This is a genomic window from Pseudoalteromonas sp. P80D2 (assembly GCF_036680945.1).
GTDB lineage: Bacteria > Pseudomonadota > Gammaproteobacteria > Enterobacterales > Alteromonadaceae > Pseudoalteromonas > Pseudoalteromonas shioyasakiensis.
In genome coordinates, this window is record NZ_JAZDAR010000022.1 from 88,095 (window position 1) to 111,818 (window position 23,724).

General features: G+C 41.0%; 22 protein-coding genes. 17 read left to right on the forward strand and 5 right to left on the reverse strand.

The window, feature by feature from the left end; genetic code table 11:
* Positions 1-59: 59 nt before the first annotated feature.
* On the forward strand, positions 60-1,247 hold the full coding sequence (locus VRK28_RS03000) for an MFS transporter (protein WP_063529095.1): 1,188 nt from the start codon (positions 60-62) through the stop codon (positions 1,245-1,247).
* Between the two features lie 195 nt (positions 1,248-1,442).
* Complete coding sequence (locus VRK28_RS03005) at positions 1,443-2,405, forward strand: alpha/beta hydrolase (protein ID WP_058584162.1); 963 nt, start codon at positions 1,443-1,445, stop codon at positions 2,403-2,405.
* A gap of 107 nt (positions 2,406-2,512) precedes the next feature.
* On the opposite strand, the gene VRK28_RS03010 is transcribed toward VRK28_RS03005, so the two are convergent.
* Positions 2,513-3,427, reverse strand: coding sequence for an AraC family transcriptional regulator (locus VRK28_RS03010; protein ID WP_332393237.1), 915 nt, complete (start codon positions 3,425-3,427; stop codon positions 2,513-2,515).
* Positions 3,428-3,603: 176 nt separating this feature from the next.
* Here VRK28_RS03010 and VRK28_RS03015 point away from each other — a divergent pair, with 176 nt between their 5' ends.
* Positions 3,604-4,095: a (R)-mandelonitrile lyase gene (locus tag VRK28_RS03015; RefSeq protein WP_105181850.1), complete on the forward strand. Its 492-nt coding sequence runs from the start codon at positions 3,604-3,606 to the stop codon at positions 4,093-4,095.
* A 14-nt stretch (positions 4,096-4,109) separates the two neighbouring features.
* Complete coding sequence (locus VRK28_RS03020; protein ID WP_062565934.1) at positions 4,110-4,457, forward strand: cyclophilin-like fold protein; 348 nt, start codon at positions 4,110-4,112, stop codon at positions 4,455-4,457.
* A 69-nt stretch (positions 4,458-4,526) separates the two neighbouring features.
* Here VRK28_RS03020 and VRK28_RS03025 read toward each other — a convergent pair whose 3' ends face one another.
* The 3 genes from VRK28_RS03025 to VRK28_RS03035 all read right to left on the reverse strand — a co-directional run bounded on the left by VRK28_RS03025 (position 4,527) and on the right by VRK28_RS03035 (position 7,688).
* Complete coding sequence (locus VRK28_RS03025) at positions 4,527-5,906, reverse strand: serine hydrolase domain-containing protein (RefSeq protein WP_332393240.1); 1,380 nt, start codon at positions 5,904-5,906, stop codon at positions 4,527-4,529.
* 166 nt (positions 5,907-6,072) lie between these two features.
* Positions 6,073-7,254, reverse strand: a complete 1,182-nt coding sequence (locus VRK28_RS03030; protein WP_332393242.1) for an NAD(P)-dependent alcohol dehydrogenase — start codon at positions 7,252-7,254, stop codon at positions 6,073-6,075.
* Between the two features lie 11 nt (positions 7,255-7,265).
* The gene (locus tag VRK28_RS03035; RefSeq protein ID WP_054563895.1) at positions 7,266-7,688 is read right to left on the reverse strand and encodes a (R)-mandelonitrile lyase; all 423 of its coding nucleotides are present in this window, start codon (positions 7,686-7,688) and stop codon (positions 7,266-7,268) included.
* A gap of 188 nt (positions 7,689-7,876) precedes the next feature.
* Between VRK28_RS03035 and VRK28_RS03040 the strand changes: the two genes are divergently transcribed.
* The 4 genes from VRK28_RS03040 (at position 7,877) to VRK28_RS03055 (ending at position 10,360) form a co-directional block, all read left to right on the forward strand.
* A complete protein-coding gene (locus VRK28_RS03040; protein ID WP_332393245.1) occupies positions 7,877-8,614 on the forward strand; it encodes a hypothetical protein in 738 nt (245 codons plus the stop codon).
* 152 nt (positions 8,615-8,766) lie between these two features.
* Entirely contained in the window at positions 8,767-9,279 is a 513-nt protein-coding gene (locus VRK28_RS03045) for a hypothetical protein (protein ID WP_055021702.1), read from the forward strand.
* A 36-nt stretch (positions 9,280-9,315) separates the two neighbouring features.
* Positions 9,316-9,501: a DUF1289 domain-containing protein gene (locus tag VRK28_RS03050; RefSeq protein WP_138600737.1), complete on the forward strand. Its 186-nt coding sequence runs from the start codon at positions 9,316-9,318 to the stop codon at positions 9,499-9,501.
* A 64-nt stretch (positions 9,502-9,565) separates the two neighbouring features.
* Positions 9,566-10,360 (forward strand): glycosyltransferase family 25 protein, encoded by a 795-nt coding sequence (locus VRK28_RS03055; RefSeq protein ID WP_332393249.1) that lies wholly within the window; start codon positions 9,566-9,568, stop codon positions 10,358-10,360.
* Positions 10,361-10,380: 20 nt separating this feature from the next.
* Here the strand turns inward: VRK28_RS03055 and VRK28_RS03060 are convergent, their stop codons facing one another.
* Positions 10,381-12,162 (reverse strand): M61 family metallopeptidase, encoded by a 1,782-nt coding sequence (locus VRK28_RS03060; protein ID WP_063529088.1) that lies wholly within the window; start codon positions 12,160-12,162, stop codon positions 10,381-10,383.
* 202 nt (positions 12,163-12,364) lie between these two features.
* Here VRK28_RS03060 and VRK28_RS03065 point away from each other — a divergent pair, with 202 nt between their 5' ends.
* The 9 genes from VRK28_RS03065 (at position 12,365) to ilvN (ending at position 23,695) form a co-directional block, all read left to right on the forward strand.
* On the forward strand, positions 12,365-13,900 hold the full coding sequence (locus tag VRK28_RS03065; protein ID WP_332393250.1) for a diguanylate cyclase: 1,536 nt from the start codon (positions 12,365-12,367) through the stop codon (positions 13,898-13,900).
* A 71-nt stretch (positions 13,901-13,971) separates the two neighbouring features.
* Positions 13,972-15,315 (forward strand): nucleotide 5'-monophosphate nucleosidase PpnN, encoded by a 1,344-nt coding sequence (gene ppnN, locus VRK28_RS03070; RefSeq protein ID WP_062565667.1) that lies wholly within the window; start codon positions 13,972-13,974, stop codon positions 15,313-15,315.
* An 11-nt stretch (positions 15,316-15,326) separates the two neighbouring features.
* Positions 15,327-16,100: a flap endonuclease Xni gene (gene xni, locus VRK28_RS03075; RefSeq protein ID WP_062565668.1), complete on the forward strand. Its 774-nt coding sequence runs from the start codon at positions 15,327-15,329 to the stop codon at positions 16,098-16,100.
* A gap of 71 nt (positions 16,101-16,171) precedes the next feature.
* A complete protein-coding gene (locus VRK28_RS03080; protein ID WP_054563904.1) occupies positions 16,172-16,555 on the forward strand; it encodes a DUF3192 domain-containing protein in 384 nt (127 codons plus the stop codon).
* Positions 16,556-16,573: 18 nt separating this feature from the next.
* Complete coding sequence (locus tag VRK28_RS03085) at positions 16,574-18,259, forward strand: hypothetical protein (protein ID WP_332393254.1); 1,686 nt, start codon at positions 16,574-16,576, stop codon at positions 18,257-18,259.
* A 215-nt stretch (positions 18,260-18,474) separates the two neighbouring features.
* Positions 18,475-19,482 carry an isocitrate dehydrogenase gene (locus VRK28_RS03090; RefSeq protein WP_054563906.1) on the forward strand — a complete coding sequence of 336 codons (1,008 nt, stop codon included), beginning with the start codon at positions 18,475-18,477 and terminating at the stop codon, positions 19,480-19,482.
* A 232-nt stretch (positions 19,483-19,714) separates the two neighbouring features.
* The gene (locus VRK28_RS03095) at positions 19,715-20,689 is read left to right on the forward strand and encodes a transposase (RefSeq protein ID WP_062565670.1); all 975 of its coding nucleotides are present in this window, start codon (positions 19,715-19,717) and stop codon (positions 20,687-20,689) included.
* A gap of 784 nt (positions 20,690-21,473) precedes the next feature.
* A complete protein-coding gene (locus tag VRK28_RS03100; protein ID WP_175081577.1) occupies positions 21,474-23,198 on the forward strand; it encodes an acetolactate synthase 3 large subunit in 1,725 nt (574 codons plus the stop codon).
* Positions 23,198-23,695: an acetolactate synthase small subunit gene (gene ilvN, locus VRK28_RS03105; protein WP_054551998.1), complete on the forward strand. Its 498-nt coding sequence runs from the start codon at positions 23,198-23,200 to the stop codon at positions 23,693-23,695. The genes VRK28_RS03100 and ilvN overlap by 1 nt, the downstream gene beginning before the upstream one ends.
* The last annotated feature ends 29 nt before the right edge of the window (positions 23,696-23,724 follow it).

The window sequence follows — 23,724 nt, forward strand, 5'->3', positions numbered from 1 at the left end:
TAGTCTATTCAACCTATGTCTGAAAAAATACTCCATCACATTTAACTGTATGGACTAGCATGACAAACTACTCAACCTATCAAGATGATCACCCTATCGAGCAGCAAGCTAATTGGAGTGGGGTTTTTGCGATGACATTATGTATTTTCGCCTTAATAGCCTGCGAGTTTATGCCTGTAAGCTTATTAACACCTATGGCTGAAGATTTATCAATTAGTCAAGGCATGGTTGGTCAGGGGTTGGCAATATCGGGCTTTTTTGCGGTGATCACAAGTCTATTCATGAGTCCTTTATTTGCTAAAAGTGATCGAAAGACCTTACTAGTCGCTCTGACCTTGATAATGCTACTGTCAACTTTAACAATCTCTGTAGCTGATAGTTACGCTGTTTATATGCTTGGTCGTGCGTTAATCGGCTTAGTCATTGGTGGCTATTGGTCACTTTCAACTGCTTCTGCAATGCGCTTAGTTCCCGAGGAAAAAGTGCCTAAAGCACTGGCAGTATTTAATGGTGGTAATGGTCTTGCCATGATAATTGCAGCACCACTTGGCAGTTATTTAGGCAGTGTTCTTGGCTGGCGAGGCGCGTTTATGTGTTTAGTGCCATTTATCGCTATTGCTGTATTTTGGCAATGGCAGGCTTTGCCTAGCATGCCAGCTCAGCAGCAATCAAAAGGACCTTTTTCTGCATTTAAGTTATTTAAAAAGCCACTCGTCCGTTTTGGTATGCTAGCTGTCGCGCTGCTATTTATGGGGCAATTTACTTTATTTACCTATGTAAGGCCCTTTTTAGAGTCAGCGTTTCAAGCCACCAGCCAACAAGTCTCTATGGTGTTATTTGTTATTGGTTTTGCAGGCTTTATTGGCACCTTATTGATCAGTAAGGTCATAAAACTCAGTTTAGCGTTTGCCTTAATAGCTGCCCCTACGGTTATGGCTTTAATAGCATTTTGTTTAGCTAATCAAATATCTCTTTTTAACATCAACATCGTATTACTTGGATTATGGGGGTTAATTGCAACTGCAGCGCCTGTTGCTTGGTGGAGCTGGGTAGCTCGTGCTTTACCAAAAGATGCTGAAGTTGCAGGAGGATTGATGGTAGCAATTATTCAATTTTCGATAGCGCTAGGCTCAACATTCGGCGGCATATTATTCGATGTTTATGACTACCCTATTACCTTCTTTGTTAGCGCAGCTATCTTATTTTTTGCAGCCATTGCCAGCTATTTCACTATAAAAACACCCTAAAAAATCATTAGGTGCTCATACTTGGGCTACCTAATGTTCATTTTAAGCAAATAAAGATACATTCGACACTTTTAGGCAATAAATCGACTGTTCTAATATAACGCCAAACTGCACAAATAACCGACAATAACCTCATCAAAGCTGCATTGTGAAAACAAATTGCAGTCCCTGTTAATCAAAAAATAGGAGAGTGTTATGACAACCTCAACTGATAATTTTTACCAAAGCGATGCTGTTAACTTTGAAAAAGTAATTTTCAAAAACCAATTACAAATGAATGTAGTCGGTAATCTTTTTACACCTAAAAATGCAGAAAAAGGTGCGAATCTTCCAGCACTTGTAATTGGTCATCCTATGGGTGCGGTAAAAGAGCAAAGTGCTACTTTATATGCAACTAAACTGGCAGAGCTAGGCTTTGTAACTTTGGCAGTTGATCTTAGCTTCTGGGGCGAAAGTGACGGCGAACCACGTAATACTGTACTACCTGATTTATACGCAGAGTCATTCAGTGCCGGTGTCGATTACCTTGCTAGCCGTTCATACGTCAACAAAGAAAGCATTGGTGGTTTAGGTGTATGTGGTAGTGGTGGTTTCATCATTAGTGCCGCAAAAATTGACCCACGTATCAAAGCTGTGGCAACAGTTAGTATGTATGACATGGGTGGCGCAACGCGCAATGGTTTAGGCAACTCTATTGATCTTGATATGCGTAAAGATATGCTCGATGAGGCTGCAGAGCAACGTAATGTTGAGTACCTTGGTGGCGAAGTACAATACACTGGCGGCTGCCCCCATCACATTGATGAAAGCTCACACCCAATTGCAAAAGAGTTTTATGACTTTTACCGCACTGAGCGTGGTGAATATACACCAGAGCGTTCATCAGCAGATTTAACAACTCACCCAACATTAAGCAGCAATGTGCGTTTTATGAACTTTTATCCATTTAACGATATTGAGACTATTTCACCACGTCCATTACTGTTTGTTGCCGGTGAACACGCTCACTCATTTGAGTTTAGCCAACAAGCCTATGATTTAGCTGCTGAACCTAAACAATTATTGGTTGTACCAAATGCAGGTCATGTTGATTTATATGATGATGTGGGTTTAATTCCATTCACTAAAATTGCTGAATTTTTCACAGCAAGTCTTTAACTAAAACGTTTCATGGTAACGAATGGGACATAGGGATATGCCCATTCGTTTTTTATACCAATTCGCTTAATTAACTATTATTGCCCATTGGTATTATATGTAGCCGGCTATTTAGCCGTTGCTAAAAACGCCTCTACATCTCGTTTTGGTGATAAACCAAAAAACCGAGAATACTCACGAGAAAATTGTGAAGGGCTTTCGTAGCCAACCTTAAAAGCAGCACCTGAGGCATCCATACTCTCGCCAACCATCAACCTTCTTGCTTCCATTAACCTTAAACGCTTTTGATATTGCAACGGACTCATTGAAGTTAGATCTCGAAAATGATGGTGGAAAGTCGATTTACTCATTTTCGCAAGACCCGCTAAATCCTCTACACTCAAGGGTTGATCATAGTTTTCTTTTAACCACTTAACACTACGAGCAATTCTCAGCCCTTGGCTACCTGTTGACACTATATGACGAAGCTCTGCCCCATGCTCACTGTTAAGTACACGCCAAAAAATTTCGCGTTTAATTAATGGCGCAAGCACTGGCATAGACTCCGGATCATCAACCAGATCAACTAATCGTGTAAAAGCGTTAAGTAGTGGCTCAGTCATCTCACCTAAGGTCATTCCCTTATTGAGTGATTGCTTGTTTAATTTGTCGAGCGGTATTTGCGAAATCAGTTCACCTAACATAGCCAAATCAAGCTTTAACACTAAGCCTAAATAAGGTGCGTCGTCTTTTGCTTCAAGAACTTGCATTTTTGCAGGCAAATCAATTGAAGTAATCAAATACTTGTGTGGGTCATACTTGAACACATCTTCGCCCAAGGTCATGCTTTTAGCCCCTTGTAGCACCAGTGCAATACTTGGTTCAACCACACACATTGAACAAGAGGTGGCGGCCTGTGTTTGTCGATAAAAAAACAAATCCTCAATCACGCTATCAGCGGTTTCTTGCTGGCCAATAAGCGGCGCAATCTTATCTGCTAAAGCAGCGCTCATTTTAGCAATAGCATCATAATCTGAATGCATAACCAACCCAATTAAATTCAAGATACTTAACTATACGCTCGGTTATACAATATTGACCAGTGGTAAATTTGCCGCCTCGGACTAATAGGCAATAACTTGCGTGCATTGTACTTTTTAAAGGCACAGTTTTTAGCCAAAATGAAGATTCGTTCGGTTACAAACACATGGAGAAAAGTATGAAGTATATTATCGGTACCCTTATCTTAACGATGAGTGCATTTAGTCATGCAGAAAACGCCTCTTCACAACGTTTAGAATTACCGCAAATCACAGTGCAAAAAAATGGCACTCAGTACCCAATGACTGGGCTCGACAAGTATTTCACGGGCAAAGTACGCGTCGAGCCTAGTTTCCAAGCTCATGGCGAAGCGAAAGCCGCTGGTGCCATGGTAACGTTTGAGCCCGGCGCTCGCACAAACTGGCACACCCACCCTGTTGGCCAAACCTTAATTGTTACATCAGGTATGGGCTGGGTTAATCAGTGGCATGGACAACCTCAGGTTATAAAACCAGGTGACGTTGTACATATTCCTGCTAATGTTAAACATTGGCACGGTGCTACAGATAAAACAGCCATGATGCACTTAGCTATTCAAGAATCAAAAGACGGTAAGGTTGTTGATTGGTTAGAGCCAGTAACAGATAAGCAATATTTAAAAAAGCAGTAAAGATGGTAAGTGAAATGCAAATAAAGTTCACCAGTAACGGCAAAACTATGCAAGCGACTCTAGAAAGTAACAATGCCGCTAAGCATTTTTATCAACTTCTACCACTGACTCTAAAAGTAGAAGACTTTGCCAATGCTGAGAAAATTGCCACTTTACCAGAGAAATTAAATCTACAAGGCTTACCTGCTGGCACCGATGCTAACGCAGGAGACATCACTTATTACGCACCTTGGGGTAACCTTGCGCTCTTTTATAAGCAGCAAAGTTATGCAAATGGTCTGATAAAACTTGGCAAAATAACGGGCGATAGTCAGTTCTTTAAAAGTTTAGGCCAAGCGGATGTCACTATAGAGCCCTTGTAGTAGATACTAACTCTCCAGTTAGCAAAGCTGCTTCTGTACGCCACAAAGCAGCTTTTTTATTGCCTGACTTTATCTGCCCAGTGCTTTTAAAACATCACGGGTAAAGTCATGTTCACTAAAGCCTTTAAGACCCGCAAGGTCATACCCTCGCCTAACAATCACTAACTGCTCGCTTGGAATAATCACTAAAAATTGACCACGGTTGCCTCGCGCTGCAATGGTATCGTTTGGTAACTCAGGAAAACGTTCGTTATAAAGCCACCACTGTGCGCCGTATCCTGGTGCCGTTACAGGGGGTTGAGCAGGGGCTGGTTTACTAATATAACTTAACCAGTCTTTTGGTAATATTTGCTCACCTTGCCAGCGGCCATTATTCAGGTGTAATAGCCCCAAGCGAGCAAGATCCCGCGAAGTAGTCCACACTTGCGATGACAAAATAAAGTCACTTTGCCAATCTGACTCTAAAAACGTGTGCTGCATGCCGATTTTATCGAGTAAATTGTCATATGGATAACGTAAATAGCTCGCTTCATCGTTAAACGTTTCTCGTAAGGTACGTAGCGCTAACATGGTGTCGTTATTAGCGTATTTCCAACGGCTACCTGGCTTAACTTCTAACGCAGTATGCGTTGCTGTGTCAGACACTAAACCTCCGCCCATATAGACACGATCCGTACGATTGCCCGCTTTATTACTGTCTAAGCCCGATGCCATATGAAGCAAGTTTTCAAGGGTAATTTCGCCGCGTGGGTCAAGCGGGTGAGACCAGCTTTCAAGCCCCGCAGGCTTAGTAACATCAAGTCGCTTTTGCGCTACCGCCACACCAATAATGCTCGCGCCAATACTTTTTGCAACAGACCAAGTACGCTGTGCGGTTTCTGGGGTAAAACCTGCTTTATATTGCTCTGCTAGAATCGCCTCAGGGCTTGCTATTAAAATTGCTGAAGTTCGTGCGCCTTCACCATAATGACGAGTAAAAGCTTGTGCAATAACCTCATCAAGCGCCTTATTGCCCGTCGCTTTATTAACACCATTTAGCGTTTGCCAAGGCTTACCATCATCCTTTTGGTAGGCTAAGTTTTCTTTAAACGGTGCTTGCACGAGTGTTGCAGCTTTAAGGCTTGCCCCTACGGGTAAATCAACACAGCCTAAACGAGGCCGCCACACCGATATACGTTGCTTATCTTTATCGTAATCAACAATGACTCGTTTATGCTCAGTATCAATGTTCGCTTTTAGTGTTTTTACAGTATCTGCAATTAAAGGATAAATACCGGTAAGTTCATCAATATCGATTTGATCTTTGCTTTTGCCAGCGTTAAACGTGGCACTACAGGTAAAATTGGCGACGTACCCAGCGGCATAAGCGTTCAAGGTTGTATCTGTTTCTTCGCTACAAACAAAAAAGCTGGAGCACAACAACGTACTTAGTAAGGTTATTTTTTTCATTATTACTCCTTGAGGGGCCAAAGAGTTTAAGTTAGCAAAAGAAAAAAATAATGATATGTTTTTACGGCAGTATTCGCTCTTTAAGCGATAAATCACCGAATAAAAAAGGAACAACAAAAAACGCCATACTGGGTATGGCGTTTGGCTTACTCAATCTAAAAATTATTTAAAATGTCGAGGCATCAATTACATAGCGATAGCGCGCTTTTTTCTCCACCACGCTTTGCCATGCATTATTGATTTCAGAGGCTTTGATTAACTGGGTTGCTGGCAGAATATTATTCTTAGCACAGTAATCAACAACTTCTTGCGTTTCTTGCATATCACCAATTAACGAAGCATTAAAGTTTACGCGGCTTGCAGCCAATGCTAATGCATTCATATTTAATGAAAACTCTTCTGGCATGCCCACTTGAGTGTACGTGCCGAATGGTTTTACTAATGAAGCATATTTAGCGATATCATATTTCACTGGCAAGGTATTAATTAAATAATCAAGCTGCGACTTATGCTCGTTGTAAGCGTCTTCACCGTTAACAACAACCACTTTAGCGCCAAAGGCTTTAATATCGGCTACTTTATCTTTAGAACTAGTGAACGCATAGACATCAGCACCTTGCGACACAGCCAATTTAACAGCTAAGTGCCCAAGCCCACCAATACCAACAACACCTACTTTATCGCCTTTTTTCAAGTTGAATTTAAGCAACGGAGAATACGTTGTAATGCCGGCACATAATAAAGGAGCAGCATGCTCTAAACTAATGTTTTCAGGAATATGCACTGCAAAATGATCGCGAACAACAATGTTATTCGAGTAACCACCTTGTGTTATACCTGTCGGTGAGCGCTCATCAGGGTAGCCATAAGTGAACTTCGTTTCTGGGCAATATTGCTCGCCTTGATCTTTACAGCTATTACAGTCAAGACAGCTATCAACCATACAGCCTACACCAGCACGGTCGCCCACTTTAAACTTAGTCACATTCTTACCGACTGCTGTTACGATACCTGCAATTTCATGACCTGGTACTTGAGGGTATTGCTGTGCGCCCCAATGCCCTTTCATCTGATGAATATCTGAGTGGCAAATACTGGCGAATTTAATTTCGATTAGAATATCGTTATCGCCAACTGGGCGTCTTTCGAACTCCCATGGTTTTAGTAAGCCTGAATTATCAAAAGCCGCATAGCCACGAGATTTTATATTGCCATTTGCAAGCTGCTCAGATGATGCTGCAAATGAAGGCGCCGCAAAGCCACCTAATAAAAGGCCTGCACCTAAAGCTGAACTCGTTTTAATAAAATTACGACGTGATAAGTCTTGCGTTTCATGTTTGTCACACATTTCAATGTACCTTATGCTAAATAATCTTCATCTGAAACAGCTTCGAACCAGTCAACAGGTTTACCATCGAGTGCTTCTTGAACTGCTACATGCTTCATTGCACTATCAGCAGTCGCACCATGCCAGTGACGCTTTCCGCAGTTACACCAAATTAAATCACCTGGATTGATGACTGTTTTCTCACCACCCTCGCACTGTGTCCAACCTTGACCTTCTGTAACTAATAAAACTTGGCCGAGTGGATGAGAATGCCAATTTGTACGAGCTCCTTTTGAAAACTCCACCACAGCAACACCAACGCGAGCAGGTGCTGGTGCATTAAATAAAGTACTGATTTGCACTTTACCTGTGAAACATTCTGCTGGCCCTGCGATTGGATCTTGAGAACCTGACTTAATTACTTGCATATCGCTTGTTTGCGCTGAATCACTCATATGTTTCTCCTTGGGTTGCTTAGTTTTTGGTCTACTATTTCAGTCTAAAGCATCGCGAAAAACCATAAATGCCTGAAGCTCGCGCTTTCTTGCCTATTTGTGTAAAAAAAGTTTTTAAAGCCTTTAAACCTTTTTTATCAGCACCTGCGACTAAGCTAATAACACCACACATATGAAAGGGAAGAACCATGTTAAGTACAGTAAAAACACTCTCACTAATTGCCGCAGGCTTATTATCAGCACAAACATTTGCTTGGGGTGATATGCCACTACAAGAAACAAAAAACCTAACGCTAGATGCAGCCTCATTAAGCGCTTTAAAAGTAGAAGCGGGCTCTGGTTTTTTACACATTACTGGTAGTGACAGTGATGAAGTAACCGTTAAAGCCGAGATTTATCAAGAAAAGCCTCATGATGAATATTGCTTAAACCTTGAAGCCAAAGGCAATGACGCAGCACTTAGTGCAGGCCAGTGCGATTACCACACCAATAAGCAAACTCGCATTGATTTAACCGTTGCGATCCCTCGCTCATTTAATGTTGATGTACACGATGGCTCTGGTGAAATTATCATTAGCAAAGTTGCGAATACTGTAATCAACGATGGTTCTGGTTCAATTACCGCAAATGACATTACAGGCACATTAGAAATCAATGATGGTTCGGGTAGCATAGAGGCACGTAATATCAGCCGTGATATTAAAATTCATGACGGCTCAGGTAATATTGATGTTGCCAACGCACAGGGCAATATTGAAGTACACGATGGTTCTGGTGGTATCGACTTAAATGATATTTCGGGTGATGTTGTCGTTTCAGACGGCTCAGGCAGCATTCGCGTTGATACTGCAGCAAACTTTGAGTTACTAAGTGATGGCTCTGGCTCAGTAAAAGTAACCAACATTGCAGGCAAAACCAAGATGTAAGCTCATGCGTTTACAGTTATTAGCAACTAAAATGCCTTCCTTTGCGAAGGCATTTTAAATTCTAATTACCAATCTTTATTAGCATTTTTACAAGGGCTTAGGTATCCTTTAGGAAACGTTTAAGGAACTGCTATTTAAAAGGATAGCCTGATATGAAAAAGCCACTCGCCGCCTTACTAACTGGCCTTGTATTAACAGGTTGTACAGGACTAACAACTGAACAACAAACGGCCATTGATAACTTAACCCCTTGCGAGAAAATCAACGCCCTATTAGGTGCTTACGACAACCGCTTTGAAGGCTTAAAACGTAGCCGTGTAAATACCAAATACATGGAAACATGGACAGCAAAATACAACCTTATTGCCGATAACTGTCAAATCACGGCGCTTGATAAAGACAATGTTACCTACCGCTGTGTAGGCAACTACGAGCAACAGCAACAAGCTGTCGCTGATCACACCCGTGCGGTTAATTTTACCCAAGCGTGTTTAGCGGGTAATAATTGGCATCAAACACAAAAAGAGTCAGCTGAATCATTACGCACCACGTTTGTGCTTGACGAAAACAACCCTGTTATCTCAATTCATTCGGGTAAAACCCTATCACGCAAACAGCCTTGGTCTACCACTCTTGAAATTGGTAAGCCAATTGAAGGTAAGTAATACACTTATGAAGGCTACATTAGCCTTCACATCACTATGACAAAATCAAAAAAACCAACCAGCCAATTTAAAACAGATTGCATCGGTCAATGTCATCGCCTAAATGGTTATTGCACAGGCTGTGGTCGCAGTAATGATGAGATTTTTGATTGGATCATTTTATCCGAGCAAGAAAAACAAGCGATTTTAAATACTCCTCGCCCTGACATAAAAGCGAAATAGTTCTGACACCCAAGCGTCATTAAAGCTTGTTAGCCTGATCCAAACTGACCATCAGGTAACGATAATGACCGCTATTTTTGTAATTAACTTAGCAAGCTCTACTGAACGATTAAACCGTGTTAGCCATGAGCTAAATACACAAAATTTGGCATTTGAACGCCTTGATGCAATTGATGGTAGAGAGCTATCTGATACAGAGATAACCAAGCACTATAGTGCTGATTTAAACCTAAAAAAATACCATAAGCCCTTGAGTAAAGGTGAAATTGGCTGTTACCTGAGTCACAGAAAAGCATGGCAAACCATTGTCGATCGGCAATTAGAATACGCCATTATTTTAGAAGATGACTTTGTTCTCGACCGCTCTATTCACAGTGCAATTGAAAACATTAATACATTAAAACAGCCTTGGCAGCTAATAAAATTGGCCGCTTATAAAGACCGAAGTCGGGAAATTGCCTTTACAAAACCCCTTGCTGATGAGCAACACTTAGTCATTCATAAAAAGCTTATGTCTGGCTGCTGTGCAACTGCTGTTAGTTTTGAAGGTGCAAAAGCGCTGTTAAAAGCCACAGCGACATTTGGCCGCCCCGTTGACTGCGATTTACAGCATGTGTGGGAAACCGGTGTTTATGGATACTCTTTGCTGCCCTACCCGGTATCACAACCCGATAATGCACAAAGTGATATTCGGGATAGATCAACCAAAGTTAAAAAGTCATTTTGGCGACGTAAAAAACAGCAACTTCACAGTGCACTACTAAACACAAAGTACACAAAGCAGTTTGTAAAAGCGCAGCAAGTACCAAACAAAAAAAAAGGAGCCGCAGCTCCTCTCTTACCAATAAAAAATCATTAACGATTTATTTTGCTTAGCTGTTATTTAGCTTGATTTGGGTGGTCAACACCCATCCATGCTTTAAACAATGCCATTTGAGCTGGTGTTGCATCTTTTAATGCTTTGACCTTTTTCTCTTTATCAAAGTCTTCGCTAAGTGTTAGCGTTGTGCTTTGTAATGCATCGCGTCTAATGAAATCAACAGTCACTGTGTCGCCTGCTTTAAACGTTTCGAGGCTGGCTGTTAAATCTTTACCAACATGCTTTTTGTTAAACGCAACAATTTTGTCATCAGTCGTTAAGCCCGCTTGCCATGCAGCGCCACCACGGCGAACATGAGTTAGGGTTAATAACTCACCGCTGTTTTTTGCAAACGAATCAATACTAGGTACTGATTTTGCGCCTTCAGGGCGAATTAAACCTAAGCCTACTTTTGCAAGTAGCTCATCAAAGTCGATAGCAGCAGGCTCATCCACATTGGCTTGCCACCAAGCGCTGTAATCACGACCTGTAAGCTCTTTTAAAATTGCTTTAACATCATCTGGCGTAAAACCATCTGGTAAACGATGCTTGTTGTAAAGCGCGCGGTGAACGTCGCGGTAACTGATTTTGCCATCGCTTTTTTCTAGCAAATCAATATCAAGTGCCATTGAAATCAATGAACCTTCTAAATAGATATTGGTGCTGTAGTTGCGAGCGTGGTCGCCGCCTTGGTTGATCCACTTATCAAAGCTTGTTTCGGTTGCACTTTGTACTTCGCGACCCGGTGTTTGTAAGTGACGATTAACGGTTTTCGTTAACGTACCGAAGAACTCATCAGTTGTTTCAATGCCAGCACGCACCATTAAGTGATCTTCAAAGTAGCTGGTTGAGCCCTCTGCAATCCATAATGTTTTCGCGTAGTTAATATTGGTGTAGTCATACGGCGCAATACCTTTAGGGCGGTATGCTTTTACGTTCCAAGTATGAATAAATTCATGAGCTGCGGTGCTGATAAACGCAAGGTAATCTTTACGAGAACCAAAACGGTCACGTGGGCGCTGGATAATGGTTGAGTTTAAATGCTCTGTTGCACCGCCTGCTCCTGACGTAGCATGTACCATAAATACATAACGCTCATACGGGTAGCTATCCCAAATTACGTTGCCAGTTGTAACCAACTTCTTAAGGTCAGTTAGCATTTGGTCTACGTCGTAGTTACCTTCACCCCAAATAACGAGTTCGTATTCACGACCATCAACAGTGAACTTGTGTAGCTCATTGATACCTGTTTCGATTGGTGAATCAACTAAGATATCGTAATCAGCGGCTTTAAAGCTGTGTTTAGAACCCGCATTTTCCATACCCGATACTGAGCGCCATTCTTTTGGTACATTTAGCTCAACTTTAACTGGGTCTTGGCGGAATGATTCGCTGAACATGAAAAAGCCAGAAGCATCAATGAAGGCATGGCTATCATCAATATGACGAGCACGTTTACCTAGCTCGTTAGCGTAAACTTGGTAATCTACATTGACTTGAGTAGGTTCGTTTAGATGAACACGCCAAGTGCTGTGGTCAATTTTTTCCCACTTTAAAGCCTTACCATCATCATCTTTTGCTTCGAAAAAGCGCACGCCATTGGCAAGATTTAAAATTTCGTAACGGCCAGTACGCCAAGCTGGAAGTTTAATATCTAAATGTGCTTGTGCAGTTTGCGGAAACTCAACACTAACATTACCTAAATGGTGCTCTGGCTGAGTGATAGACAGTGAGTAGTTTACATCTGCAAACACACTGCTAGAACAGGCCGCCAAAATAGACATTGCCAAAAACTTTTTCATAACAACTCTTTTTATTACTATCAAAATTGTGAAATAGCCTAACAATTGCGAGAAAAAATGTGAATTAAAAACCGATAAACAGCCATTGCAACAAGTTTGATAGACAAAATAGCTAAGTTTTTGACTTGGAACCTACATTTCGTATTAATTTGTTGTAAACTTAGCGTATAGCAATTTGAATTTTTGATGGCGGTATTACTAGGTGCAGCAACAGCATGATGTTCTTAATAAAAAGTTAAAGCAAGCGATCGACGCTCGAACAGTGGTCGAAGATGCGCGCAAACATCAAGTTGAAGTTCTTTCTCAGTTTGCAGCGAAACTATCGCTAAGCTGTAAAGGACTAGACATTGAACTAGACAATCGTTTAGCGAAATTTAGAAATGCCCTTAAAAAAGGGGTTAAATTCGAATTACTCACCCCTTTTATCGATGATGTGCTTGGCCTGTTAAAACAACAAGAAACCAAGCAAATGGCACTGCAACGTGAGCTAAATGAAAGCGTTACAGATGCAGGTAAGCAGCTGCAAAAAGTACGAGGCTTGCCTGATGATGCACGTCGTTCGCTACGTTACTTACTCGATCACGAATTAAATAATATTCAGTCTAATCATGACTTTGTGCCACTACTTTCAAAGCTGATTTTAATTTATCATCAAGCCTTACAAGCCAAGCTTGCAACAACAAATACAGCTGAGGCGCAAATAAGACCAGAGCTTGCCACACAGCTGCTTTCTCTTGCCAATGACTTAGTGCTCGAAGATGAAAGTGCCGAGCAAATTAAGACTATCAAAAGTAAAATAACCCATAATGATAGTGTTGACGATCTGCTTGATTCTGCACTGAATATTATCAGCATCGTTACGCGCAATATGAGCAAAGAGCGCCAATCAGCGCAAAGCTTTTTGATCTCATTAAATCAAACAATCGAAGATTTACATCACTCAATTGTTTCTACTAGTAAGCATTCAGAATCTCTGAGCGCTGAATACGACACGCTTAACAAACAAATTGAAGCAAAGATTAAAAACCTGCATACACAAACGCAGCAAGCGACGTCTATTTCTTCGCTTAAAGAGCTAGTAGAAGAAGAATTAAAATCATTAAGTGATGATTTAATTGCGAAAGAAAAGCTAGAACAAACCGAACGCGAAAACTTACTCGCCAGCTTTAACGATATTAATAGCCGCATTAGTCATTTAGAAACCAAGCTTTCGACCTATAAGCAGCGCCTAAATGAACAACGCTTTAAAAGCTTACTCGATGGCCTAACTAAGTTGCCAAACCGTGCGGCGTTTGATGAACGCTTTAATCATGAATTTAACTTATTTAATGTGCAAGAATCAGACATTACCTTTGTAGTGATTGATGTAGACCACTTTAAATCAATCAATGACCAATATGGCCACAGTGCTGGTGATAAAACACTGCAAGTAATTGCTAAAGCATTACAAAAATCAATTCGTAAATCAGACTTTATTGCCCGTTACGGCGGCGAAGAGTTTGTGTTACTAATGAGTGGAATGTCGATTGAAAATGCCACTGTGCCGCTTGAAAAAATGCGCAAAACAATTCAAGGCATTCCGTTTAAATTTAAAAATAAGCAAGTAGAAATCACCATTTCTCTTGGTGCAACCCAGTTGAAAAAAGGTGATACCCCGCTGATTGCCTTTGACCGTGCAGATGAAGCACTATACAAAGCCAAGAACGAGGGACGAAATAAAGTTTGCATTAGCAAATAAAGGCCTCATCTAGTATGTGAGGTCTTTGACACACAATGATAAAGGCTCATAGACGAGCCGGGAGAGTGCTTATGTTAAAACAACTGAATCCTACAGGTGTACTGGATTTACTATCGCAACTAGAAGTTGATCTACTCGAACAATCATCCACCAGCGAGCGCTATAAATTATTTAGGAACTGTGTGCTCGCTGTTCTCAATGTGGGCAGCCACACCGATTCAAGCTTAGAAATTTACAATAAATACGAAGACTTTGATATTCGCTTATTAAGCCGCGAACGCGGGATTAAGATCGAACTTGAAAACCCACCCGAATCCGCCTTTGTTGATGGCGAAATCATTACCGGTATTCATGAACATATCTTCTCGGTTATTCGCGATATTCTGTTTATTTGTCAAAAATACGAAAAAGATTTAACAGAGCAAAAAGCCATTACTCATATGGTATTCGATATGCTGCGAAACGCAGGGGCACTGAGAGTAAATAGTGACCCAAGCATGATAGTTTGTTGGGGCGGCCACTCCATTAACGAAGTGGAATACAAATACACCAAGCAAGTTGGTTATGAGCTTGGCCTGCGTGGCTTAAACATTTGTACCGGCTGTGGCCCTGGTGCAATGAAAGGCCCGATGAAAGGCGCAACCATTGGCCATGCCAAGCAACGTATTACTAATAATCGTTACTTAGGTTTAACCGAGCCAAGTATTATTGCCGCTGAGCCACCTAACCCGATTGTAAATGAGCTGGTGATTTTGCCTGATATCGAAAAGCGTTTAGAGGCTTTTATTCGTACAGCCCATGGCATTATTATCTTCCCAGGTGGGGCGGGTACCGCAGAAGAGCTGTTATACCTTTTAGGTATTTTGCTACACCCAGATAACGAAAAACAATGTTTACCAGTGATCCTTACTGGCCCTAAAGAAAGTGAAAACTACTTTATTGAGCTGTGTAAATTCGTTGAGAAAACACTCGGTAAAGCGGCGCTAGATAAGTTTGAAGTGATCATCGATGATCCAGAGCGAGTTGGTAAAACGCTTAAAGCGAAGATGGCTGAAGTACGCGAATACCGTAAAAGCCAAGGTGATGCTTACTACTTTAACTGGACGCTAAAAATCGATCATGATTTCCAACAGCCGTTTGCACCAACACATGCTAATATGTCGGGCTTAGATTTACATTTAGATCAACCAACTCAGCAACTCGCAGCTAATTTACGCCGTGCGTTTTCAGGCATTGTAGCTGGTAATGTTAAAGACGAAGGCTTACAAGCCATCAAACAACATGGCCGATTTGTGCTAAGTGGTGAACCTGCGCTTATGGCTGATATGGACAAACTACTGGCAGCATTTGTTGAGCAAGGCCGAATGAAATTGCCTGGCAGTAAGTATATTCCTTGCTATGAGATAAAAGCCTAACAGGAGCCTATGTGACAACCCAATTACTTTTAATAGATGCGCTAAATCTTATTAGGCGCATCTATGCTGTTGATAGTAATCAGAGTCATCACAGTGAAGAGCATATGATAAAAGCAAGCTGTGCCCGAGTGGCACATGCTTGTAAAAAGTTACGCCAGCAAACGAATGCGACTCACGCGATTGCCGTGTTTGATGGTGAAAGAAGTTGGCGTTATCACTACTTTGAGGCCTACAAAAGCACTCGTTCACCAATGCCTGACACCCTCAAGCAAAACTTATCACGCTTTAAACAAGCAATTGAAGACACTGGCATTGTGGTGTTTTCACCTGATAATGATGAAGCCGACGATATAATTGCTACTCTTGCTTACAAGGCCGCAACTAATAATGTGCCTTCTACCATCGTTTCTACCGATAAAGGGTTTTTGCCGTTTTTATCTGAGCAAATTACAATTTTTGATTACTTTAAAAAACAGTATATTGAGCTTGAAGATATCAAGCAGCGCTTTGGTGTACCAAAGCATCGGCTTGCTGATTTTTGGGCATTAGCAGGTGATAAAACCAATGATATTCCGGGCGTTAAAGGGATAGGTAATAAGTCGGCGCAGCAATTAATCAACGATTATGAGTCGATAGAAGCGGCCATGAACGATGATGAGCTAAACCCGACTCTAAAACGTAAGCTGAGTTCAGAAATGGACATGTTCGTAATATCAAAAAATCTTGTTATGCTGCGTACCGATATTAACTTAGGCTTTAGTTTAAAGCAGTTAAGGCTCAATTAGTCGCAATCTCGTAGCACAGTTTGCCAACTGAGCGTATACTGAAAATTCGCGTTAGTTTTATAGAGTTACACATGTTCAAAAAGGTTTTCCAATATCTGGTACTTGGGTTAGGTGTTTATGCACTGATAGCAACCCTAGTGATCACTTTTTATAAAGATGATCCGCAAGCCATGATCTGGCAAGACCGCGAAGCTTTTAATAAACGCTATATCGCAAAACTATCGATTGATAAGCCTGAAAACCTGAATGCGGTGCTTGATTATTTAGGTAGCCCCGATCTAACCTATGCTAAACGAGTCGAAGACAATGTTTGGCAGATTATTTTTTACCGCACTCAGCATGTTAAATCTGATGGCATAACCACCATCGATGAGTGCACAGGCCTACTATTTAAAAATGGTCAGCTGGTATTATGGGGGCCAAGTGCCTATGAAAGCTATCAACAAGAAACTTAACCGCTTATGATGGAAAACGTGACGCCACGGGAATTGGCACGCTTATTTGATAGTACACACCAGCTACTTAAGCTTTATCATCAAAAGCAAAAATGGTCACAAATTTTCCCTTTGTTAAGTAATCTAGCTGAGCGTTATTACCTGCTGTATCAAGCCTGCCCAAAAGGTATGCAAGCACAACTAAGCTTGTATGTACCGAACCATGGTTACACCACAAACTTAGTTGTAAACCAATGTGTTGTCGCTTGCATTTTGTGCCGCAGCCTTAACTACAACCAAGCCATTAGCGAACAAATTATTAGTTGCTGTTTAGCCAATTACCTTTGCGTTCAATCCCAAAGTAATAAGTTAGCGGCAGGACAGACCCTGACGGCTCAAGATAAAAAGCTTTGGCAGTGTCGCCATCAATTAGCAGCAAAATTACTAAAAGACTCAGGCCCACATACGCTTTCTATTCAGCATTTATTAGCGCGATTAAATAAATATAAACAAGCCCTATTAAGCGCGCCAAAAATTATGATTTACGATGGCGCAACAACCTTAGTTGCTTTGGCTAATATTATTGCCATGAATACGACTTACCGCGAGTCAGGTGGTCACATTAGTGTGCACAAAGCCTTAGCTGATATTTATTTACGCACCCCTAATGAATTTGCCCAAAATGCTATAAAAGCACTGATTGCGCATATTGGCCCATACATTCCGGCCAGTGAAGTAAAGTACGCCGAACAAGTACTTATTTATTTAGCCACAGATGAACATGGCCGCCATATATTGGTTGATGCCAGCCGCCCTGAAAAAATTCGTTGGCATCGCTTTAAAGCAAGCTTAACTATTTTTGACAAACAAAGGCATTGTAAAGACTCTCGTTTGCTATACACAGTTTGGTTTAGTGAAAACATTAACTTTGCTGAGCCACAGCCAATAAATCAGCAGCGTAGGCAGCACTATTTAGAGTTAATTAGCACGTTAAAAGTATCGCAGGAATATAGCTACCGTGGCTTAAATAAGCTTTTAAGCCCCTACCCTGAATTGATAACCCAGCTTACCGTTGCTTCTAAACCCTACAATAAAGAGCAGCAAAGAGCTAAAGACTTGCGCCATTGTTTGTCTATGGTCGGATACGATAACGCCCCTGCTATTATCCAAAAAGTATTATTTCAACGCTTGGTTGCAACCACATCACACCCGCTTTTTCAGCATATATCTAAGCGCCTTGAGAATATGGTGCGCATTATTCAGGCGCTATTTAAGCACAACGATTCAATTCAATTTGAGCAAGTTACTTTGCCCTTATATGCCTATGTTCTTTATCTTTGCGAACATCAAGCAACCAGTATTTCTCGTAAAACTGTATTTGAGCAGGCCGAAGAGCAAGTAATAAGTCCACCGCTTGCCTGTTTGTTTGGAGTTAGTCACTTAAATCAAGAGCCACTAATGGCGTATTTAAATCAACTGATTGGCGATAACAGTTGGACACAGCATTTACTTGGTAGTGAGCAACATAAAAAGCAAACACTCGATATCAATGAAAAACATTGGGTCGCGATTAAGCTATTTACTTATTATGTTTTTCAACCCAAAGCGCTATTTAGTAGTTGGCAAGAACAGATTATTTTCGACAGCTTATCGGCTGCTGGTTGGCAATCAAAAGCAGATTTTTATGCATATCTGAAAAACTGTGAATTTGCAGACAATTTTTAGATTGTGTTGTTAAAAAGTGCGAAATCGTTAAATAAATATGAACTTTAGTCTGTTTATAGTCAGTATTCACAGGATAAACTGGCAAAAAGCTGAATAAATTGCTATAAAAGCCGCTTAAATTTTCAAACACATCCACGTAAACCCTCTAACAAGTAAATCGCATGCTATTTCGCGATAAGTTTACGTGTTTATCTACTCATAAATAGGAAAAGTAAATGGCTAAACAAACCATCACAGTGATCAAAGGCGACGGCATTGGTCCTAGCATTATTGATTCAGCACTTGAGATCCTTAAAGCTGCAGGTTGCGATTTTGATTATGAATTCGTTGATGCTGGCCTTGCTGCCCTAGAAAAAACTGGTGAGTTACTTCCGCAAGAAACAATCGACACAATCGCGCGTAACAAGATCACTTTAAAAGGTCCTTTAACGACGCCAGTTGGTGAAGGTTTTACCTCAATCAACGTAACTTTACGTAAAAAGTTTGGCCTTTACGCTAACGTTCGTCCTGTTAAATCATTCGCAGGTACACAAGCTCGTTACGACGACATCGACATCATCACTATTCGTGAGAACACGCAAGGCATGTACTCAGGTCTTGGCCAAGTGGTTTCTGAAGATGGTAACGAAGCAGAAGCAATGTCAAAAATCACCCGTGAAGGTGCAGAAAAAATCGTTACTTTTGCATACGAACTAGCGGTACGTGAAGGCCGTAAAAAAGTAACTGCTGTACACAAAGCTAACATCCTTAAATCAACATCTGGTTTATTCTTAAAAGTTGCGCGTGAAGTAGCTGAGCGTTACCCACAAATCGAATCAACAGAAATGATTGTTGATGCAACTTGTATGAAACTAGTTATGACTCCTGATGAGTTTGATGTAATTGTTACTACAAACTTATTCGGTGACATCCTATCTGACCTATGTGCTGGTCTTGTTGGTGGTTTAGGTATGGCTCCTGGCGCAAACATCAGTGAAGATGCAGCAATCTTCGAAGCTGTACACGGTAGCGCACCAGACATCGCAGGTAAAAACCTTGCAAACCCAACGTCAGTGATCTTAGCATCTATCCAAATGCTAGAGCACCTAGGTATGGGCGACACTGCAGAGCGCATCCGCAGCGCAGTTGCTGATGTTATCAAATCAGGCGACCGTACAACTCGCGACCTAGGCGGCAGCCACGGTACTACAGACTTCACTCAAGCTGTAATTGAGCGTCTATAAGAGAACTCTTGTTTAAGGCTTATGATAAGCTAATAGCCCTTAAACACCTCCTTCCAAAAGCCAGTCTAAGACTGGCTTTTTTATACCCTCTATTAAATTGAATACTTAATTGGACATCCACTTTTATTTTTTTAGTAAAACCTCAACATAAAGCTAGACACCCATCTTTAAATTTCTCACTTCTCAAAATTATGACTAAACTTAAATTGTTCAACTCATGGAGGAGAAGAGCATGGCAACCCCACGTAGAAACTTAATTAGTGTTTCAAATACACCTTACTATCACTGTATTTCACGCTGCGTTCGTCGCGCTTATTTGTGCGGGCAAGACCCACTAACGGGTCGTTCGTATGAACACCGGCGCGATTGGGTTGAAAAGAAACTACTTCAACTTGGGCGAATATTTTGTATTGATATTTGTGCCTACGCAGTTATGAGTAATCACACACATCTAGTTCTTCACATTGATATAGCAAAAGCAAAGCGCCTAAATAATAAAGCGATTCTTATTAGATGGCACAAGTTATTCAAAAGTACATTCCTTTGCCAACGATTCTTAAATGGCGAATTGCTAACACAACCTGAACACGCTGCGGTTAATACCAGAGTAAATTTATATCGAGAACGGCTCAGCAGCATTAGTTGGTTTATGCGCGTGCTTAATGAAAGTATTGCACGAAAAGCGAATCAAGAAGATGAGTGCAAAGGTCGATTTTGGGAAGGTCGCTTTAAATCACAAGCTTTACTTGATGAAGCAGCACTTGCTGCATGCCTTGCTTATGTAGATTTAAATCCTGTTAGAGCAAAAGCGGCTGATTTACCTGAGCAATCTGACTACACCAGTATTAAATCTAGAATTAATGCAGCTCAAAATAATAAGCAACCGAAATCGCTTATGCGCTTTGCAGGTAAACCTCGTAAACATATGCCTAAGGGACTACCATTTGAGCTCAAAACATACCTGCAACTTGTTGATTGGACTGGGCGGTCAATACGAGAAGATAAGCCAGGGAAAATCCCAGAAAAGGCATTACCAATACTTGAAAGGTTAAACATTTGTACTGAAAACTGGCTCACACTCACCACTTCCTTTACCCGCTCGTTTAAAAATACTGCAGGTAAAGAACAAGCAATCACAGCTTATACTAATCATATGAAACGAAAACGAAGAAGCTCTATAACTAATAGCTTAGCCTTATTTACTTAGTTACGCATTCGACACTAGAAGTCAATTTTACAAATCCAATCCTTTTAATTCTAGAGGCATAACGACTACTGCGACTAGCGCTGACCAGTGTGTAAAACTAAAAAATTAACTCAGCACATAAGGCTGAAATTTAATTGATAACAATAAAAAATCACCATTCTTATAGCAATTCAACTTGTTCTGAATAATTCACATCTATCTTTAGCTGATTCTTATTAAAAATAAGATGGGTGTCTGGTTAAATATTTAAGTTGGCTGTCTTTTCAAAAATTAGCCAAGCCTTATGGTAGCGAGGTGTTAAAGTGGGTGTCTGATTAAAAAATAAAGCCTATTCAGATAGTAGCTAAGTTATGCAAGGCAGTAACGTAAATGCATTATCTATTGGTATAGTTAATAATTTTCCACACGAACAATTCAATGCATAGTTACACCCCAAAATAATGATAATAAAGCATGTAGATGCAACGAAAATATCAAAAAACAAAAATACAGAAAAATTAATGCAAAAAGCCACATTTGCGGTTGACATCAGTTTCCAAAACGCTTAAAAATACTCCTAACATTTTTTAAACAGCAGCCATCTAGTCGGCTGTGCATTTTTTAAAAGAAAATAAAAGATAATGAATATTCGCCGTCACCTTTTAGTCGTCAACGTTCTCGTACTGGTCTTAGTTACAAGCCCAGCGGGAGGCTATTAAAAGGTGAAAGCACGCTTTTTAAAAAACCCCCGCCCTATGCGGGGGTTTTTTTATGCATTTATGCTTGCACACACAGAGGAATGAGGATGAGTACAACTGAATACAATGGATCCGAACTAGTTGTTCGGGCACTTAAAGAATTGAATGTTAAGTATATTTTTGGCTACCCTGGCGGGTCTGTTCTTGATTTATATGACGCGTTATTTCAACAAGAAGATATTGAACATATCTTAGTACGTCACGAACAAGCAGCTACTCATATGGCTGATGGTTATGCCCGGGCTACCGGTGAAGTCGGTGTGGTGCTAGCAACTTCTGGCCCTGGCGCTACAAACTGTGTAACAGGTATCGCGACAGCGTACATGGATTCTATCCCAATGGTGGTGTTATCTGGCCAAGTTCCTACTGGTTTAATTGGTGATGATGCATTCCAAGAAACTGATATTGTTGGTTGTTCTCGCCCTATCGTAAAGCACAGCTATAACTGTCGTAGCGCAAAAGATATTCCAACAATCTTAGCTAAAGCATTCTACTTAGCCAGCACAGGCCGCCCTGGCCCGGTTGTGGTTGAATTACCTAAAGATATGCTTAATCCAGAGCTAAAGTTCCCATTCGAATTTCCAAAAACAACTGAGCTTCGAACTTATAACCCGAACACTAAAGGCCACTCAAAACAAATTCGCAAAGCAGTTAGCGCAATTTTAGAAGCTAAAAAACTGGTTATTTACTCAGGTGGCGGCATTATTCTATCAAATACTTCTGAGCAACTAACTCACTTGGTTGAATCATTAAATGCACCAATCACTAACACGTTAATGGGCCTAGGTGGTATCAGCGGTACTCACCCCAACTTTATTGGTATGTTAGGTATGCATGGTAGCCTTGAGGCAAATAAAGCCATGGCAAATGCTGATGTTATTCTAGCTTTAGGCGCTCGATTCGATGATCGGGTAACAAATAACGTTAAAAAATTCTGCCCTAATGCCACTATCGTTCATGTTGATGTTGACCCAACCTCTATTTCTAAAACAATTAAAGCGCACATCCCGGTTGTTGGCTGCTTGCAAACAGTGCTTGAGCAGTTACAAACAGCGATTGATAAGAGCCCTATTTCAATTGATCGTTCAGCACAAGAAGATTGGTGGCGTCAAATCATTAGCTGGCGTGAACAAAAATGCCTAAGCTACAGCACTGATGGCGATAAAATCAAACCTCAAGCGGTTATCGAGGCAATTTACAAAGCAACCAATGGAGATGCTTACATTAGCTCTGATGTAGGTCAGCATCAAATGTTTGCTGCTCAGTATTATCCGTTTAAACACCCTCGCCAATGGATTAATTCGGGTGGCTTAGGCACCATGGGCTTTGGTTTACCTGCGGCAATGGGCGTTAAGCTTGCCTTCCCTGAAAAAGAGTCTATCTGTGTAACGGGTGATGGTTCAATCCAAATGAACATTCAAGAGCTATCAACATGCTTACAATACAATTTAGCAGTAAAGGTTGTGTCGTTGAATAACCGCTCACTGGGCATGGTACGTCAATGGCAGGATATGATGTACTCAGGACGTCACTCATCTTCTTACATGGAATCACTTCCTGATTTTGTAAAATTAGTAGAAAGCTATGGCCACGTGGGTATTCGTGTTGATCATATTGATGAATTACAGCCTGCTATTGAAAAAGCCATGTCTATTAACGACAGACTGGTATTTTTAGATATATGTGTTGATGAAAAAGAACATGTTTACCCAATGCAAATTAAGCTAGGGGCTGTAGATGATATGTGGTTACGTAAAGGAGTAAAAGCATAATGCGCCGTATTTTATCAATCTTATTAGAAAACGAACCTGGTTCACTATCGCGCATTGTTGGCTTATTTTCACAACGCGCTTATAACATCGATAGTCTGACTGTTGGCACAACTGACGATCATTCTCTTTCGCGTATTACCATTACAACCATGGGTGATGATCGCATCGTTGAGCAAATTACTAAGCAAGTTAACAAACTGGTAGATGTTCTAAAGATTATTGACTTAACCGAAATGGCGCACATCGAGCGTGAGCTATTATTGGTTAAAGTTTTCGCCCAAGATGAAACCACTCGTGCAGCGGTAACGCGTGTTGCTGATGTGTTCCAAGGTGCTATTTTAGATATGGGTCGCCACAGTTACACATTACAGCTTGTAGCGAGCACAGAAAAAATTGAATCCTTCCTTGATACCCTGCGTCATGAATCAGACATTATTGAAGTTGTACGTTCAGGTGCGGTTGGTATTGGTCGTGGTGATAAAGCGTTAAAGGCATAAGCCTTTTTCGCTAGCGCGACAAAACTCCA